General features: G+C 73.8%; 16 protein-coding genes. 2 read left to right on the forward strand and 14 right to left on the reverse strand.

The features are described from left to right. Window positions 1–15 precede the first annotated feature (15 nt). From BJ999_RS22630 to BJ999_RS22655, 6 genes are all read right to left on the reverse strand, one after another. Window positions 16–723: a DUF4142 domain-containing protein gene (locus tag BJ999_RS22630; protein ID WP_179835144.1), complete on the reverse strand. Its 708-nt coding sequence runs from the start codon at window positions 721–723 to the stop codon at window positions 16–18. A gap of 98 nt (window positions 724–821) precedes the next feature. After that, window positions 822–1,301: a MarR family winged helix-turn-helix transcriptional regulator gene (locus tag BJ999_RS22635; RefSeq protein ID WP_179835145.1), complete on the reverse strand. Its 480-nt coding sequence runs from the start codon at window positions 1,299–1,301 to the stop codon at window positions 822–824. 64 nt (window positions 1,302–1,365) lie between these two features. Next, complete coding sequence (locus BJ999_RS22640; protein ID WP_179835146.1) at window positions 1,366–1,512, reverse strand: hypothetical protein; 147 nt, start codon at window positions 1,510–1,512, stop codon at window positions 1,366–1,368. Window positions 1,513–1,642: 130 nt separating this feature from the next. Then, window positions 1,643–2,476, reverse strand: coding sequence for an ABC transporter permease (locus BJ999_RS22645; protein ID WP_179835147.1), 834 nt, complete (start codon window positions 2,474–2,476; stop codon window positions 1,643–1,645). After that, window positions 2,473–3,441: an ABC transporter ATP-binding protein gene (locus BJ999_RS22650; RefSeq protein ID WP_179835148.1), complete on the reverse strand. Its 969-nt coding sequence runs from the start codon at window positions 3,439–3,441 to the stop codon at window positions 2,473–2,475. The genes BJ999_RS22645 and BJ999_RS22650 overlap by 4 nt, the downstream gene beginning before the upstream one ends. Before the next feature lie 178 nt (window positions 3,442–3,619). Further along, window positions 3,620–3,979 carry a hypothetical protein gene (locus BJ999_RS22655; protein WP_179835149.1) on the reverse strand — a complete coding sequence of 120 codons (360 nt, stop codon included), beginning with the start codon at window positions 3,977–3,979 and terminating at the stop codon, window positions 3,620–3,622. 202 nt (window positions 3,980–4,181) lie between these two features. Here BJ999_RS22655 and BJ999_RS22660 point away from each other — a divergent pair, with 202 nt between their 5' ends. After that, window positions 4,182–5,018, forward strand: a complete 837-nt coding sequence (locus BJ999_RS22660; RefSeq protein WP_229810317.1) for an oxygenase MpaB family protein — start codon at window positions 4,182–4,184, stop codon at window positions 5,016–5,018. Here BJ999_RS22660 and BJ999_RS22665 read toward each other — a convergent pair. Genes BJ999_RS22665 through BJ999_RS22690 form a run of 6 tightly spaced genes read right to left on the reverse strand, consistent with a single transcriptional unit; the run spans window position 5,015 to window position 11,403 of the window. Continuing rightward, the gene (locus BJ999_RS22665; protein WP_179835151.1) at window positions 5,015–7,783 is read right to left on the reverse strand and encodes a DEAD/DEAH box helicase; all 2,769 of its coding nucleotides are present in this window, start codon (window positions 7,781–7,783) and stop codon (window positions 5,015–5,017) included. The genes BJ999_RS22660 and BJ999_RS22665 overlap by 4 nt on opposite strands. 38 nt (window positions 7,784–7,821) lie before the next feature. After that, complete coding sequence (gene tatC, locus BJ999_RS22670; RefSeq protein WP_179835152.1) at window positions 7,822–8,685, reverse strand: twin-arginine translocase subunit TatC; 864 nt, start codon at window positions 8,683–8,685, stop codon at window positions 7,822–7,824. 54 nt (window positions 8,686–8,739) lie between these two features. Next, entirely contained in the window at window positions 8,740–9,105 is a 366-nt protein-coding gene (tatA, locus tag BJ999_RS43125) for a twin-arginine translocase TatA/TatE family subunit (RefSeq protein WP_179835153.1), read from the reverse strand. A 26-nt stretch (window positions 9,106–9,131) separates the two neighbouring features. After that, window positions 9,132–9,353, reverse strand: a complete 222-nt coding sequence (locus tag BJ999_RS22680) for a hypothetical protein (RefSeq protein WP_229810316.1) — start codon at window positions 9,351–9,353, stop codon at window positions 9,132–9,134. Between the two features lie 23 nt (window positions 9,354–9,376). Then, on the reverse strand, window positions 9,377–10,378 hold the full coding sequence (locus tag BJ999_RS22685) for a helix-turn-helix transcriptional regulator (protein WP_179835154.1): 1,002 nt from the start codon (window positions 10,376–10,378) through the stop codon (window positions 9,377–9,379). Then, complete coding sequence (locus BJ999_RS22690) at window positions 10,375–11,403, reverse strand: helix-turn-helix transcriptional regulator (RefSeq protein ID WP_179835155.1); 1,029 nt, start codon at window positions 11,401–11,403, stop codon at window positions 10,375–10,377. The genes BJ999_RS22685 and BJ999_RS22690 overlap by 4 nt, the downstream gene beginning before the upstream one ends. A 96-nt stretch (window positions 11,404–11,499) precedes the next feature. Here BJ999_RS22690 and BJ999_RS22695 point away from each other — a divergent pair, with 96 nt between their 5' ends. After that, the gene (locus tag BJ999_RS22695) at window positions 11,500–12,582 is read left to right on the forward strand and encodes a DUF3866 family protein (RefSeq protein ID WP_179835156.1); all 1,083 of its coding nucleotides are present in this window, start codon (window positions 11,500–11,502) and stop codon (window positions 12,580–12,582) included. A 2-nt stretch (window positions 12,583–12,584) separates the two neighbouring features. Here BJ999_RS22695 and BJ999_RS22700 read toward each other — a convergent pair whose 3' ends face one another. Then, the gene (locus BJ999_RS22700) at window positions 12,585–13,112 is read right to left on the reverse strand and encodes a DUF3291 domain-containing protein (protein ID WP_179835157.1); all 528 of its coding nucleotides are present in this window, start codon (window positions 13,110–13,112) and stop codon (window positions 12,585–12,587) included. A 32-nt stretch (window positions 13,113–13,144) separates the two neighbouring features. After that, the gene (locus BJ999_RS22705; RefSeq protein WP_179835158.1) at window positions 13,145–13,801 is read right to left on the reverse strand and encodes a helix-turn-helix transcriptional regulator; all 657 of its coding nucleotides are present in this window, start codon (window positions 13,799–13,801) and stop codon (window positions 13,145–13,147) included. Between the last annotated feature and the right edge of the window lie 12 nt (window positions 13,802–13,813).

Genomic DNA, 13,813 nt, shown 5'->3' on the forward strand with positions numbered 1-13,813 from the left:
GGGATCGCCCCCGGCCTACCGCCCGCCCAGCAGCGAGGTCGCTGCCGGCGCCGGGCTGTGGGAGTGGCCGGGGTCCCCGGGCGGGGGCGCGCCGGTGGCCTGGGGCGGGTCGGGCAGCATGTCGCCGGTGACGAATCCGGTGCCCTCCAGAAGCCTCATATGGGTGCGGACGAACGTCTCGCACTGCTCGGAGAAGCTCCGCACGAGCGTGTTGCGGGTACTGCCGCGGACGGCGGCGATCGCCGGGTAGATCTGCCCGTGCGCCATCCGCAGCCGGGCGACGGCCGTCCGGTCGTAGTCGTTGCCCGACTTTCCAGTGATCTCCGACATCCAGCTCTGCTGGTCCGGGGTGGGCTGGTTCGGCAGCGGGACGTTCAGCTTCGCGGCGATGGCGCGGTCCAGCTCGTCCAGCCGGGCGTGCTGGCGGGCGATCTCGCCGAGGTTGCGGCGGGTCGCGGCCCGCGCGGCGCGGCGCTCGGCCTCCCGGCCGACGGGGATCTCCCAGAGCCCCGCCTGCCGGACCCGCACGACGAGGTCCCGGTCGGCGGGGCCGAGCGGCCCCCACGGGGTGTCGACGGTGGACTGGCCCGCGTTCTGGGCGTTCGCCTGCGGCGCCACGGCGCCGCCGTCGGCGGCCTGGCGGCCGATCGGCGTGCAGGCGCCGAGGAGCAGCGCCGCGGCGAGGCCGCACGCCGCCGCGATGACCGGTCGGGGTTCTCGCATCCGCCGCCGCCTTTCGGTCGAGGGGAGGGGCGTCGATGCGCAGTACGCACGTCCGGGCGGGCGGGTTCGACCAGGGGCGGACCGGTTCGGGCCGGGCCTCAGGTCCAGCCGAGCAGGGCCAGGGAGGTGACCGGCGGTTCGCCGCCGGCCTCGGTGAAGGCGCGCAGGGCGTCCACGAGGGCGCGCCGCTGCCCGGCCGGCATCCGGGACACCACCGCGGCGATGTCGGCGCGGCGGCGGGCGGTCACGTCGTCGACGATGCCGCGCCCGGCCGGAGTGAGCTGGATGCGGACCTCACGGCCGCTGTCCGGGCTGGCCTGCCGGTCCACCAGACCGGCGGCGGCCAGCCGGTCCACCATCCGCATCGCGGTCGAGGGGTTGACCTCCAGGAGCCCGGCGAGCGTCACGAGCTTGGCCGGCCCCTGCGAGGACAGCACCACCAGGAGCCGGAACTGCGGCAGCGTGACGGCGCCCTCCGCCGCGGCCAGGGAGCGCACCGAGACCGCCACCAGCAGGCGGGACGCGGTCAGCAGCGCCGAGGTCACCGCATCGACGCCGTCGTCGTGCCGCTCGTTCATGACGACTTTCTACAGGGACCGGTCCCGCGTCCGCCAACGCGGTCCGGGACCGGTCCGCAGCCGGTCACCGCCCCTCCGGGAGGAGGTCGGCGAGATGGCGCAGGCGGCCGGCGGTGCCCGCCTCGATCCGCGTCCCGCAGGAGAACCCGTCGGCGAGCGGTCCCGTGAAGGGCCTTCGGGCGGGAGTCCTGGGCACGGGGTCGACCTGCATGCCCTCCCACTACCCGGGGACCCGCCGTTACTCGGAGCCCGCGGGGGAATCGTTAGGTCTTGACCTCTTTACGCCTGACCCGTCCGGGCCGCCCCGCAGGCGGCCCGGACGGGCCGGACGGCCCCGGCGGCTAGGCGTCGCGGCGCTTGAGCAGGACCGCGCCGATGGCGAGCAGCAGGCCCGTCCAGAGCGCGAAGACCCCGAACCCCTGCCAGGGGGTCAGCAGGTCGTCGGTGCCCTGGCGGGACTTGGCGATCAGCTGGCCGGCCTCGGACGGCAGGTAGGCGTGGATGTGGTCGCCGATGCTGCCGGGCAGGAGCGTGGCGAGGGGCGCCAGCACCAGCACGAACCCGATGACGCCGGTGATGCCTCCGGCGGGGTGCCGGACGATGGCGCCGATCGCGAGAGCGAACAGACCGAGCATCGCCAGGTACAGGCCGCCGCCGATGACGGCGCGCAGAACGCCCTCGTCGGCCAGCGACACCTGCACCTTGTCCCCGATCAGCGCCGAGCCGATGAAGAACGAGACGAACGACACCGCGACGCCGAGGACGAACACGACCGCCCCGAACACCAGGGCCTTGGCCCACAGCACGGGCAGCCGCCGCGGCACCGCGAGCAGGCTCGCGCGGATCATGCCGGTGGAGTACTCCGAGGCGATCACCAGCACGCCGAGCACGCAGATGGTCAGCTGGCCGAGGAAGAACCCGCTGCCGAGGATGAAGCCGGTCGGGTCCGCGACGACCGAGGCGCGGTCGGCGGGGTCGGTGTTGTCCCACTGCGCGACGGTGAGGCCCACCAGCAGCGCGGTGAAGCCGAGGTCCACGATGACGAGCAGGATGAGCGTCCACAGCGTGGACCGCACGGTGCGGATCTTCGTCCACTCCGAGAGGAGCAGCCGCCCGAAGCCGGGGCGCGGGTGGGCCGCGGGGTCCGCGGCGGGCGTGGTGGTGGCCGTGGTCATCGGGTCTCCCCCTCCTCGACGGGGACCGCGCTCGGGGGCGGGACCGTGTCCGGGACGGGCGCGCCGCCTCCGCCGTACTCGACGCTCTCGCGGGTCAGTTCCATGAACGCCGTCTCCAGCGAGCCGCGGGTCGGGGTGAGCTCGTGCAGGACGATGCCCCCGGCCGCGGCGAGCTCCCCGACGCGGGGCGCCTCCATGTGGGTCACGTTGAGCAGCCCCTCGCCGTCCGGGAAGGCCTTGCCCCCCTCGGCGGTGACGAGGTCGGCGAGGCGGGCCGCGTCCGGGCTGCGGACGATCACCGCCTTCTCGGTGCTGCGCTCGATGAACTCCTCGGTGGAGCAGTCCGCGATCAGCCGGCCGCGGCCGATGACGATGAGGTGCTCGGCGGTGACGGCCATCTCGTTCATCAGGTGGCTGGAGACGAACACCGTGCGCCCTTCGGCGGCGAGCCGCTGCATGAGCGTGCGGATCCAGACGATGCCCTCGGGGTCGAGGCCGTTGACGGGCTCGTCGAGCACGAGCACGGACGGGTCGCCGAGCAGCGCCGCGGCGATGCCGAGCCGCTGCCCCATGCCGAGCGAGAAGCCGCCGGCGCGCTTGCGGGCCACGCCGGCGAGGCCGACGAGCTCGACCACCTCGTCGACGCGCTTCTTGCCGATGCCCTGCGTCTGGGCGAGGCACAGCAGGTGGTTGTAGGCGCTGCGGCCGGTGTGCACGGCCCGCGCCTCCAGCAGCGCCCCGACGACGCGCAGCGGCGCGTTCAGGTCGCGGTAGTGGCGGCCGTGGATCCGGGCGTCCCCGCGGTCGGGCCGGTCCAGGCCGAGCAGCAGCCGCATGGTGGTCGACTTCCCGGCGCCGTTGGGGCCGAGGAACCCGGTGACCCGCCCGGGGACCACCGTGAATGACAGGTCGTCCACGGCCGTCCTGTCGCCGTAGCGCTTGGTGAGGTTCTCCGCCTCGATCATGCCTCTCCCGGCGTCTCTCGGTGAGTGATCCGTGACCGGAATCACACTAGCGCCCCGCCGCTCCGGACGGATCCTCCTTGGAGCCGATCCGTCACCCACCGGCTGGGCGCGCCGCGCCGGGGGCGCAGACGGCGAGGCGCCCTCCCCGAGCCGGGAGGGCGCCTCGTCAGGGGGAACGTCAGGCGGCGACCCCATCGGCGGCGTTGATGTCCTTGTGGAACCGCTTGTGCACGTACAGCTTCTCGCCGAGAGTCTCGCAGCGCCACCACAGCCCGCTCGGCGGGCCGATCCGGGTGCCCCGGGGCAGCTCCCGCAGGACCTCGTTGACCGGCGTCATGCGCAGCCGCCCGGACCGGCAGACGAGGATGCGCCGGTCCGTCACCACGACGACCCGGTAGGCGTTGCTGAAGATGATGATCCAGTACGAGAGCAGGGCGAAGTACTGGCTCGTGGTCTGAGCGCCGAACACCGCCTGGATGTTCTCACCCGGCTGCAGGGCGTGGGCCGCGTTGGCGCCCATCTTGTCGCGGATGGCCACGATCGGGGCCTTTCTCGTGTTCCGATGAAACGCCTGATTGTGCCATCGACAGCCGTCACATACGACATTTCTCTCAGGTTTGGTAACCGATGCTCTCTTCATCCTCCGCGCCGGGCCACCGGACCGGAATCCGGCACGTTATTGACCATCTGCCAATAGGTGCGCGAGGATGACCGGGCACGATCCGACCCCGGGAGGCGCCGTGACCGCCCCGTCCCAGATCACGCCCGACCGCCTCGCCGACCGCGACGTGCTGCGGGCCCTGGCCGCCGAGCCCCTGGTCGGCCTCGCGGCCGGCCGGGCCCTGCTCATGCAGCTCGCCCACCCGGCCGTGGCGCGCGGCGTCGCCGAGCACAGCGACTTCGCCGAGCGCCCCCTGGCGCGGCTGTTCGGCACCCTCGACTTCCTGCTGATCGTCACCTTCGGCACGCCGGAGCAGGTGGCGCGCATCGCGGCGAAGGTGCGCGGCATCCACACGACCGTCCGCGGCGATGACTACTCCGGCAACGACCCGGACCTGCAGCTCTGGGTCAACGCGACCCTCATCGACTCGGCCCTGCACGTCTACGAGCACGTCATGCGGGGCGGCGACCCCGGCCTGGCCGAGGCCTACTACCGGCAGGCGCGGGTCGTCGCCGAGGTCCTCGGCTGCCCCCTGGAGACGCAGCCGCCCGACCTGGCCGCGTTCCGCGCCTACATGGCCGACACGCTCGCCGCCCTGGAGGTCACCGCCACCGCCCGCGAGGTCGCCGACGCGGTCCTGTGGCCCCGCCGCCTGCGCGCCCTGGCCCCCGCGCTCGCAATCTTCCGCCTCCTGACGGCCGCGCTCCTGCCCGACGAGCTGCGGGGCCAGTTCGGCCTGCCGTGGACCCCCGCCCGCCGCCGGACGGCCGGCGCGCTCCTGCGGACGGCCCGCCTCGGCCACCGCCTGACCCCCGCCTGGCTGAGGCGCCCGCCGGAGCCCCTGCTGGTGAGGCTGGCCACCTTCCGCGTGGACCGGACGCTCTCGGCCCGGCGGGCGCGGCGCCGCGCCGCCTAGGCGACGGAGGAGTAGGCGACGACGCCGCGGCGCATGGCGTCCATGGCGCGGCGGGCGGTCTTGCGGATGTGGCTGTTGGGCGGCGCGGCGTCGGTGACCTGGCCGAGAAGGTCGAGCAGCTGCTTGACGGCCCGCACGAAGTCGCCCGCGGTGAGGTCGCTCTCCATCAGCACCTCGTCGAGGTCGTCGCCCTTGGCCCACCGGTAGGCGGTCCACGCGAAGCCGAGGTCGGGCTCGCGCAGGAAGGAGACGCGGTTGTCGCGCTCGACGCCCTCCAGCACGCCCCAGAGCCGCACCATGGCGGCCAGCGCGTCCTGCGCCGGGCCGGGGGGCGTGCGGGGCGGAGTGGCGTCGTCGGGCTGCCGCGACTCGTAGACGAGGGCCGACACGCACGCGGCCAGCTCGGCCGGGCCGAGCTTCTCCCACACGCCCTCGCGCAGGCTCTCGGCGGTGAGCAGGTCCAGCTCGTTGTAGATGCGGCCGAGGCGGCGGCCCTCGGCGGTGACGGAGTCGCCGTCGAGGTAGCCGAGCTGCTGCAGGACGGCGCAGACGCGGTCGAACGTGCGGGCGATGACCTGCGAGCGGCCCTCGACGCGGCGCCGGAGCTGCTCGGTCTCGCGGTCCAGGCGGTGGTAGCGCTCGGCCCAGCGGGCGTGGTCCTCGCGCTTGTCGCAGCCGTGCACCGGGTGCCGCCGCAGCTCGGCGCGCAGCCGGGTGATCTCGGCGTCGTCGACGGCGGGCGAGTCGGCGCGCGAGCGCTTGCGCTCGCGCACGTCGTCGGGGACCTTGTTGCGCAGCGTGGACGCCAGGTCGCGGCGGTCCTGCGGGTTGCGGGGGCTGAAGGACTTCGGGATGCGGATCCGCTCGACGGGCTCGACGGCGCGCGGGAAGTCCTGGATCGACAGCCGCTGCACCGACCGGTTCACGGTCAGCACGAGCGGCGCGGGGCCGTCGGAGCGGCGGCCGACGCCCGGGTCGAGGACGACGGCCAGGCCCGAGCGCCGCCCGGACGGGACGAGGATGACGTCGCCCGGACGCAGCCGCTCCAGGGACCGGGCGGCCTCGGCGCGGCGGGCCCCGGCGCGCTCGCGCGAGAGCTCGGACTCGCGGTCCGACAGCCGCCGCCGCATCGCGGCGTACTCCATGAAGTCGCCGAGATGGCACTCGGCGGCCTTGGCGTAGCCCTGCAGGGCCTCCTCGTTCTTGTGCACCTGCCGGGCCAGGCCGACGACGGCGCGGTCGGCCTGGAACTGCGCGAACGACTCCTCCAGGAGCGTGCGGGCCCGTTCGTTGCCGACGGCGCCGACCAGGTTGACGGCCATGTTGTAGGACGGCCGGAAGCTGGAGTTCAGCGGGTAGGTGCGGGTGCCGGCCAGCCCGGCCACGGACGCGGGCTCGACGTTCGGGCCCCACACCACGACGGCGTGGCCCTCGACGTCGATGCCGCGCCGTCCGGCGCGCCCGGTGAGCTGGGTGTACTCGCCCGGGGTGAGGTCGACGTGGGCCTCGCCGTTCCACTTGTCCAGCTTCTCGATCACCACGGTGCGGGCGGGCATGTTGATGCCGAGCGCGAGCGTCTCGGTGGCGAACACGGCCTTGATCAGCCCGCGGGTGAACAGCTCCTCGACGATCTCCTTGAACGTGGGGAGCATCCCGGCGTGGTGGGCGGCGACGCCGCGCTCCAGGGCCTCCCGGAAGTCGCCGTAGCCGAGGATCCGCAGGTCCTCCGTCGCGATGTCGGCGGTGCGCAGCTCGGCGTGCGCGCGGATCTCCTCGGCCTCCTCCTTGGAGGTCAGCCGGATCCCGGCGTGCAGGCACTGCAGGACGGCGGCGTCGCAGCCGGCGCGGCTGAAGATGAACGTGATCGCCGGGAGCAGCCCGGCGCGCTCCAGCCGCTCGATCACATCGGGCCGGGCGGGCGGCCGGAACCGCTGCGGGCGCGGGGCCCGGCGGCGGCCGGTGCGGCGCCCCTGGTTGACCTTGGCGCGCCGGACCTCCTCCACCGCCATCCGGGTCAGCTGCGGGTTCAGCCTGGCCTGCCGGTCGCCGCCCTTGCCGGTGTCGACGAACAGGTCGTACAGCCGCGTCCCCACCAGCATGTGCTGGAACAGCGGGACGGGGCGGTGCTCGTCCACGATCACCGCGGTGTCGCCGCGGACCTCGTGCAGCCACTCGCCGAACTCCTCGGCGTTGCTGACGGTCGCCGACAGCGCCACGATCCGCACCGAGTCCGGAACGTGGATGATCACCTCTTCCCAGACGGCGCCGCGGAACCGGTCGGCGAGGTAGTGCACCTCGTCCATCACGACGAACGCCAGCCCGGCGAGGGTCTGGGAGCCCGCGTACAGCATGTTCCGCAGGACCTCGGTCGTCATGACGACGATCGGGGCCTCCCCGTTGACGCTGTTGTCGCCGGTGAGCAGGCCCACCTTCTCCGGGCCGTACCGGCGGACGAGGTCGGCGTACTTCTGGTTCGACAGCGCCTTGATCGGCGTGGTGTAGAAGCACTTGCTGCCGCCGGTCAGGGCGAGGTGGACCGCGAACTCCCCCACCACCGTCTTCCCGGAACCGGTCGGGGCGGCGACCAGCACGCCGCTGCCGTCCTCCAGTGCCTGGCACGCCTCCAGCTGGAACGCGTCGAGCTCGAAGTCGTACAGCGTCCGGAAGTCCAGCAGGGCCGGGCCGTTCCCGCCGGTGCGCCTGCGGTAGGCGGCGTAGCGCTGGGCCGGGCTCTGTCCGGCCGACGTGGTGTCGGGGGTGGTCATACCATCGAGCCTACGGTTTCGACCGGCCCGATACCCAATCAGCGGGCCCGGTCGCCCTTCTCCAGCTCCGCGTCGATCGATTCGAGGTCGAGGGGCGAGACCTCGTCGTCGGCCAGGCCCGCGTACGGGTCGGGGCGGCGGGCCCGCCTGCGGTCGTTGAAGAAGGCCAGCAGCGCGGCGATCTCGAACAGCAGGACGGTCGGCAGCGCGAGCGCGAGCATCGTGAACGGGTCGGCGCTCGGCGTGGCGACCGCCGCGAAGACGAAGATCCCGAACAGGATCAGCCGCTGGGACCGGCGGATCCGCGACGAGCTCAGCACGCCCGCCATGTTCAGGACGACCACGAACAGCGGGAGCTCGAACGTCAGCCCGAACACCAGCAGCATCGTCAGCACGTAGCTGAGATAGCTGTCGACCGTGATCAGGGGCTTGACGTCGTCGGCGACGAACCCCAGGAAGATCGCCAGGCCCTTGTCGACGGTCAGGTACGCCAGGCCGGTGCCGACGAAGAACAGCGGGACGGCGGCGCCGAGGAAGACGTACGTCCAGCGGCGCTCCCGCTGGTACAGGCCCGGCGCCACGAACGCCCAGAGCTGGTACAGCCAGACCGGCGCGGAGATGACCCCGCCGATGATGCAGGAGATCTTCAGCTTCAGGAAGAACGAGGAGAAGATCCCGTTCACGAACAGGGAGCACTGGTCCTTGTCGACCACGTGGGACTGGGGCAGCGAGCAGTACGGCTGCTTGAGGAAGTCCCAGACCGGGTCGAACAGCAGCCAGCCGAGGACCGCGCCCACCACGAAGGCCAGCACGGCCTTGATCAGCCTGTTCCGCAGCTCACGGAGGTGCTCCATGAGGGGCATGCGGCCGTCGGGGGCGGCGTCGCGCCTGTTCAGCTTCATCGTCGGCATTCGGCTCGGGGGTCGCGGGGCGGGGTGGTCGTGGCGTGGGCCGGGTCAGCCCTTGCGCGCCTGACCGGGGTCCGACACCGGCACACCCTGGATCGGCTCACCCGAGGCCAGCGCGCCGCGGGAACGCTGCCCGCCCTCGGAGGCCGCCGCCTCGCGCTCCAGCCGGGCGGCCTCCTCGCGCAGCCGGGCCGCCCTGTCACGCGCCTCGTCGCCCTGCGAGGTCGGCATGGTCTTGGCGGGCCGATCGGCGGGCGCGTCGTCATCGTCCTCGCGCAGGCCCTTGGTCTCGGCCTTCAGGATGCGCGCCGACTTGCCCAGCGAACGGGCGAGCTGGGGCAGCTTCGCCGACCCGAAGATCAGGACGACGACCAGCAGGATGATGAGCAGTTCGGGGGTCCCGATGTTCGGCATGTGCAGTCCTCTTCAACAGGTGACACTCAGGACGATCGTACGCCGTCCCCGGGCGGTTGTGGCGACCGATCGTCCTCGAGCCGGGAGAGTTCATCGCGCAGCGCCGACCGTTCCGGTTCCAGCCGGCGCCTGGTGCGTTCCAGTTCACGTCCGAAACGCCGCACGCCGAGCCACACCTTGAAGGCGCACCAGGCGAGCACGGCCAGCCCTGCGAAACCGAGCGACACCGACACCGAGACCCACGCCACGCCCGCCACGCTATCCGATCGGCTCACGCCAGGCCGTACCGGGCCAGCGCGCGCGCCGCGTCGTCCCGCACCCCGGCCGCGATCGCCTCCGGGGCCACGACGCGGCCCTGGTCGCCGAGGCGCAGCGCCAGGCCCCGCACCCAGCGGGCGTCCGGGGTGCGCAGGACGACCCGGAGCCGCCCCTCCCCCAGTTCCTCCACGCTCTCGCACGGGTAGTAGTCGGCGACCCACCGGCCGCGCGCGGACAGCTCCAGGGTGACCGCCTCGTCCTGCGGCGAGGGGCGGAACAGGCCGGCGTCCACGTCGATCGGCTCCGCATCGTCCGGCACCTCGGCGGGCACGTCCAGCACCGACAGGTCGGCGATCCGGTCCAGCTTGAACAGCCGCACCCCCTCGGCCCGGCGGCACCAGCCCTCCAGGTAGGTGGTGCCCTCCACGACCAGCAGCCGCATCGGGTCGACGTCGCGCTCGGTGTTCTCGTCCCGCGCCGGGACGTAGTAGGTCAAGTGCACGCGGCGGGCCGCCGCGATCGCCTCGCGCAGGACGCCGACCGCGGTGCGGGCCGAGTCGGCCGAGCCGCCCCGGGCGTCCACCTCCACGGAGACCTTGCTGGACACCGCCGCGGCCGCGCCCGCCGCGGTCTCCAGCTTGGCGATCACGCGGCTGAGCGCGTCCCGGTCGTGCAACTCGGGGATCTCGGCCAGCATCCGCAGCGCCACCAGCAGCGCGCTCGCCTCGTCCACCTTCAGCCGCAGCGGCCGGGCGATCGACTCCGCCTCCGCCACCGTGATCTCCCCGCCCTCGTAGGACAGGTCGATCGGGCAGTAGGGGTCGGGCGCGCGCAGCTCCACGCACCACAGCAGGTTCAGGTCGTCGATCAGCTGCTTCTCGGTCACCCCGAACGCGGCGGCGGCCTCGCCGAGCGCCACCGAGTCGCGGTTCACCACGTACGGAACGAGTGCCAGCAGGCGCGCGAGCCGGTCCGTGGACGTCGTCGCCGCCTTCGCCGCGGTCTTCGCCGTCATCGGCCGTTCATCTCCCCATGCTCGCCGTGCGCCGCCGCCGGGTGCGCGCCGGCCGCGGCCAGCACCGACTTCAGGTGCTGGACCACCGCCTCGCGCAGGTCCGGCGGGTCGAGGACCACCACGTCGTCGGCGAACCGCGCCAGGTAGGGCGCGAACCGGTCGACGTCTCCGAAGGTCAGGACCGCCTCGTCCCACTCCCCGTCCCAGGCCGGCTCCTCGACCGGGCGGACGTCGCGGGCCCACCGCCGCGGGCCCTGCGCCGCGCCGCGCCGCAGCCGGACGGTCGCCGGGCGGGGCTCGCCGAGCGGCTCGCTCCAGTCGAACGCGATGCGCCGCACGTCCACCCCGTCCGGGACCGTCACCGACCCGGGCGGGCCGTCCGGCGCGACGTCCCCGACGATGCGGCTCAGCCGGAACACCCGCTGCTCGTCGCGGTCGCGGTCGAACCCGACCACGTACCAGCGGCCCCGCCGGCTCACCACGCCCCACGGGTCCAGGTGCCGGCGCGCCACCGACGTGCGCCCGATGCCCTGGTAGTCGAACGCGACCGGGCGGCCGTCGCGCACCGCCTCCCACAGGGCGGGGAAGGACGGGTCGTGCGTGTTCACCCGCGGCTCGATGCCCGTCGCGGCGGCCACGTCGGTCTCCACCCCGGCCGCGCGCAGCTTCAGCAGCGCCCCCGACGCCGCCTCGGCCATGCTGGCGCGCTGCCACACCCGCGCCGCCAGGCCCAGCACCGCCGCCTCGTCCGGGGACAGGTGGATGTCGGGCAGCTCGTAGGCCTGCGGTGGGATCCGGTAGCCGATCTCCTCGCCGCCGCCGCCCTGCTGGTCGCTGCCGACCTCCAGGGGGACGCCGAGCTCGCGCAGCTCCTCCTTGTCCCGCTCGAACATGCGCTTGAACGCCTCGTCGGAGTCGGGGTAGCCGGGCACCGCCCGGCGGATCTGCTCGGCCGTCAGATAGCGCCGGGTGGCGAGCAGGCAGACCACCAGGTTCAGCAGCCGCTCGGTCTTGCGCCGCGACACTTCGCCACCACCTCGTTCCCTCCGTGAGCCCCGAACCCCGGCCGGCGCGCCGATCGTCCCCACGTGCCGTCCCGCAGGACGCTACCGTTTCCCGGTGTGATCCGATGGCGCAAAGGCACAGTCGAGGACATCCGCCGCGAATGGCCGGGGGCGGTCGAGCTGGACGTCTCGATCGGGGGCGAAGGGACGCACCGGGCCCTGGCCTATCCCGCCCTGGTGGGCAGGCCCGAACCGGGCGACACCGTCCTGCTCAACACTACGGCCTTGGCGATGGGTCTCGGCACCGGCGGGTACGCCATGGTCGTCGCGGTCCCGGACCGGCTCCCGCCCGACCCGGAGGGGCCCGGCCACCTGGTCAAGGCCCGCTACACCCCGTTGCAGGCCACCGTCCTCGGCGCCGACGAGCAGGACTCCCCCCACCACGCGGTCCTGCGCGACGCCGACTCGCTGGACCGGATGCCCGTCATCGTCGCCGACCTGCACTCCGCGCTGCCCCCGATCCTTGCCGCCCTGCTGGCCGGGCGCCCGGACGCGCGGGTCGTCTACGTGATGCCGGACGGCGGGGCGCTGCCGTCGTGGTTCTCGATGTCGATCGCCCGGCTGAAGGACGCCGGGGCGCTCGCCGCGACCGTCACCGTGGGGCAGGCGTTCGGCGGCGACCTCGAGGCCGTCACCGTCCACACCGGCCTGCTGGCCGCGCGGCTCGTCCTGGAGGCCGACGCGGTGGTCCTCGCCCAGGGCCCGGGCAACCTGGGGACGGGCACCAGGTGGGGCTTCTCGGGCGTCACGGCGGGCGAGGCCGTCAACGCCGCGTCCGTGCTGGGCGGGCGGCCGGTGGGGTCGCTGCGGGTCAGCGAGGGCGACAGGCGCGAGCGCCACATCGGCGTCTCGCACCACTCCCTGACCGCCTACGGGCGCGTGGCGCTGGCCCGCGCCGACATCCCCGTCCCCGAGCTCGGCGGCCCCTTCGGCGCCCGCGTCGCTGCCGGGGCCGCGCCGCTGGGCGAACGGCACCGGCTCGTCCCGGTCCCCGTCGACGGCCTCCACGAGGCCCTCAGGACCGCCGAGAAGGACTGGGGCGTCCGGCTGTCGACCATGGGGCGCCGGCTGGAGGAGGACCTCCCCTACTTCCTCACGGCGGCCGCGGCGGGCCGCCACACGGCCGCCCTGCTCGGCTGACCCTAGAGCGCCGCGGGCCCGGTGCCGGCAGAAAGGGTGCCGGCTGAAACGGCGCCGGCGTCGGCGCCCGCGGCCTCCTCGGCGGTGTAGGACGAGGTGAACGTGAACGCCCGCGGCGAGGGGCCGTCCGCGCGGAGCAGCGCGAGGCGCTCCAGGGCCTCGCCGACGCTCGGGATGTGGCCCGCCGGCACCCACCACAGCACGAGATGCGCGTCCACGTGCCGCTGGAACCACTCGCGGCGGCGCCGCATCGTCTCCAGGTGGCCGCTGCGGTAGACGAAGTCCCACAGCGCCTCCGCCGACTCCCACACCGAGAAGTTGACGATGACGTCCTCGCCGGCGGGGCGCATCCCGGTGGCGTCGGCCTCCCCCTCCTCCACCAGCCGCCAGACGAATCCGGGCGTGCCGTCGGCGAGCGCGTTGACCGGCTCCACCAGCGAGAGGAAGTCCGCCATGCGCGGGTCGCCGAGGGGAAAGCGGAGCGTGCCGAGGTTGAACTGGGCGAGGTGGTACCGGGTCCGTGTGCTCATGGGCTCACCCCACCACGCTCCCCACTTCTATGTCAATGCTCATTGTTTTTAGAAGGAGCGGCCGCGACGCAGCACCACCCGGGCCGCGGATCCATCCGGACCCGGACCCGCGAGCCCTCTGCCAGCCCTTCGAGCAGCGCCAGGTTCATCCCGCAGACGAGCGGCGGGAACTGCTCGGCGACCGTGTGGAAGGGGCAGTTGCGCATGCGCAGGACGGCGCCGTCGTCGTCCAAGACGGGTTCGTAGCCGCGGCCGGCCAGCACGTCCGCCAGCTGGTCCAGGTCGTCGAAGGAGGCGCCCTGGCCGCGCAGCGCCCTTCCCCTGCGGCGGGCCGCGTCCTGGAGCTCCATGTCGAGACCCGCCGTCTCGGCCGCCTCGGCCAGCAGCCCCGCCGCCGTCCGGTAGTCGCGGGCGGGCAGCGACACGTCCCGCTCCGCCGCCGAGCGCCGGTACACCTTCGCCGGGCGTCCCGCCCCGGGGCCCGACCGCCCCGTCAGCCGCCTGCTGCCGGCCTCCAGCAGCCCGGCGTCGACCAGCTTGTCCAGGTGGAACGCCGCCAGGGTCCGCGCGACGCCGGCCGCCTCGGCGGCCTCGCCCCGCCCCACCTCGCGGCCCTGCGCCGCGACGAACTCGTACAGCCGCCGCCGCACCGGGTCCTGCAGCAGCGCGATCGCGTCGATGTCCTCCATCCCGCCATTCTA

The sequence above is a fragment of the Actinomadura citrea genome (assembly GCF_013409045.1).
Classification (GTDB): Bacteria; Actinomycetota; Actinomycetes; order Streptosporangiales; family Streptosporangiaceae; genus Spirillospora; species Spirillospora citrea.

Excerpts from the sequence above, each read along its gene's own strand:
- BJ999_RS22630 (WP_179835144.1), bottom strand. The coding sequence starts at position 723 with ATGCGAGAACCCCGACCGGTCATCGCGGCGGCGTGCGGCCTCGCCGCG.
- BJ999_RS22635 (WP_179835145.1), bottom strand. The coding sequence starts at position 1,301 with ATGAACGAGCGGCACGACGACGGCGTCGATGCGGTGACCTCGGCGCTG.
- BJ999_RS22640 (WP_179835146.1), bottom strand. The coding sequence starts at position 1,512 with ATGCAGGTCGACCCCGTGCCCAGGACTCCCGCCCGAAGGCCCTTCACG.
- BJ999_RS22645 (WP_179835147.1), bottom strand. The coding sequence starts at position 2,476 with ATGACCACGGCCACCACCACGCCCGCCGCGGACCCCGCGGCCCACCCG.
- BJ999_RS22650 (WP_179835148.1), bottom strand. The coding sequence starts at position 3,441 with ATGATCGAGGCGGAGAACCTCACCAAGCGCTACGGCGACAGGACGGCC.
- BJ999_RS22665 (WP_179835151.1), bottom strand. The coding sequence starts at position 7,783 with ATGACCACCCCCGACACCACGTCGGCCGGACAGAGCCCGGCCCAGCGC.
- tatC (WP_179835152.1), bottom strand. The coding sequence starts at position 8,685 with ATGAAGCTGAACAGGCGCGACGCCGCCCCCGACGGCCGCATGCCCCTC.
- tatA (WP_179835153.1), bottom strand. The coding sequence starts at position 9,105 with ATGCCGAACATCGGGACCCCCGAACTGCTCATCATCCTGCTGGTCGTC.
- BJ999_RS22685 (WP_179835154.1), bottom strand. The coding sequence starts at position 10,378 with ATGACGGCGAAGACCGCGGCGAAGGCGGCGACGACGTCCACGGACCGG.
- BJ999_RS22700 (WP_179835157.1), bottom strand. The coding sequence starts at position 13,112 with ATGAGCACACGGACCCGGTACCACCTCGCCCAGTTCAACCTCGGCACG.
- BJ999_RS22705 (WP_179835158.1), bottom strand. The coding sequence starts at position 13,801 with ATGGAGGACATCGACGCGATCGCGCTGCTGCAGGACCCGGTGCGGCGG.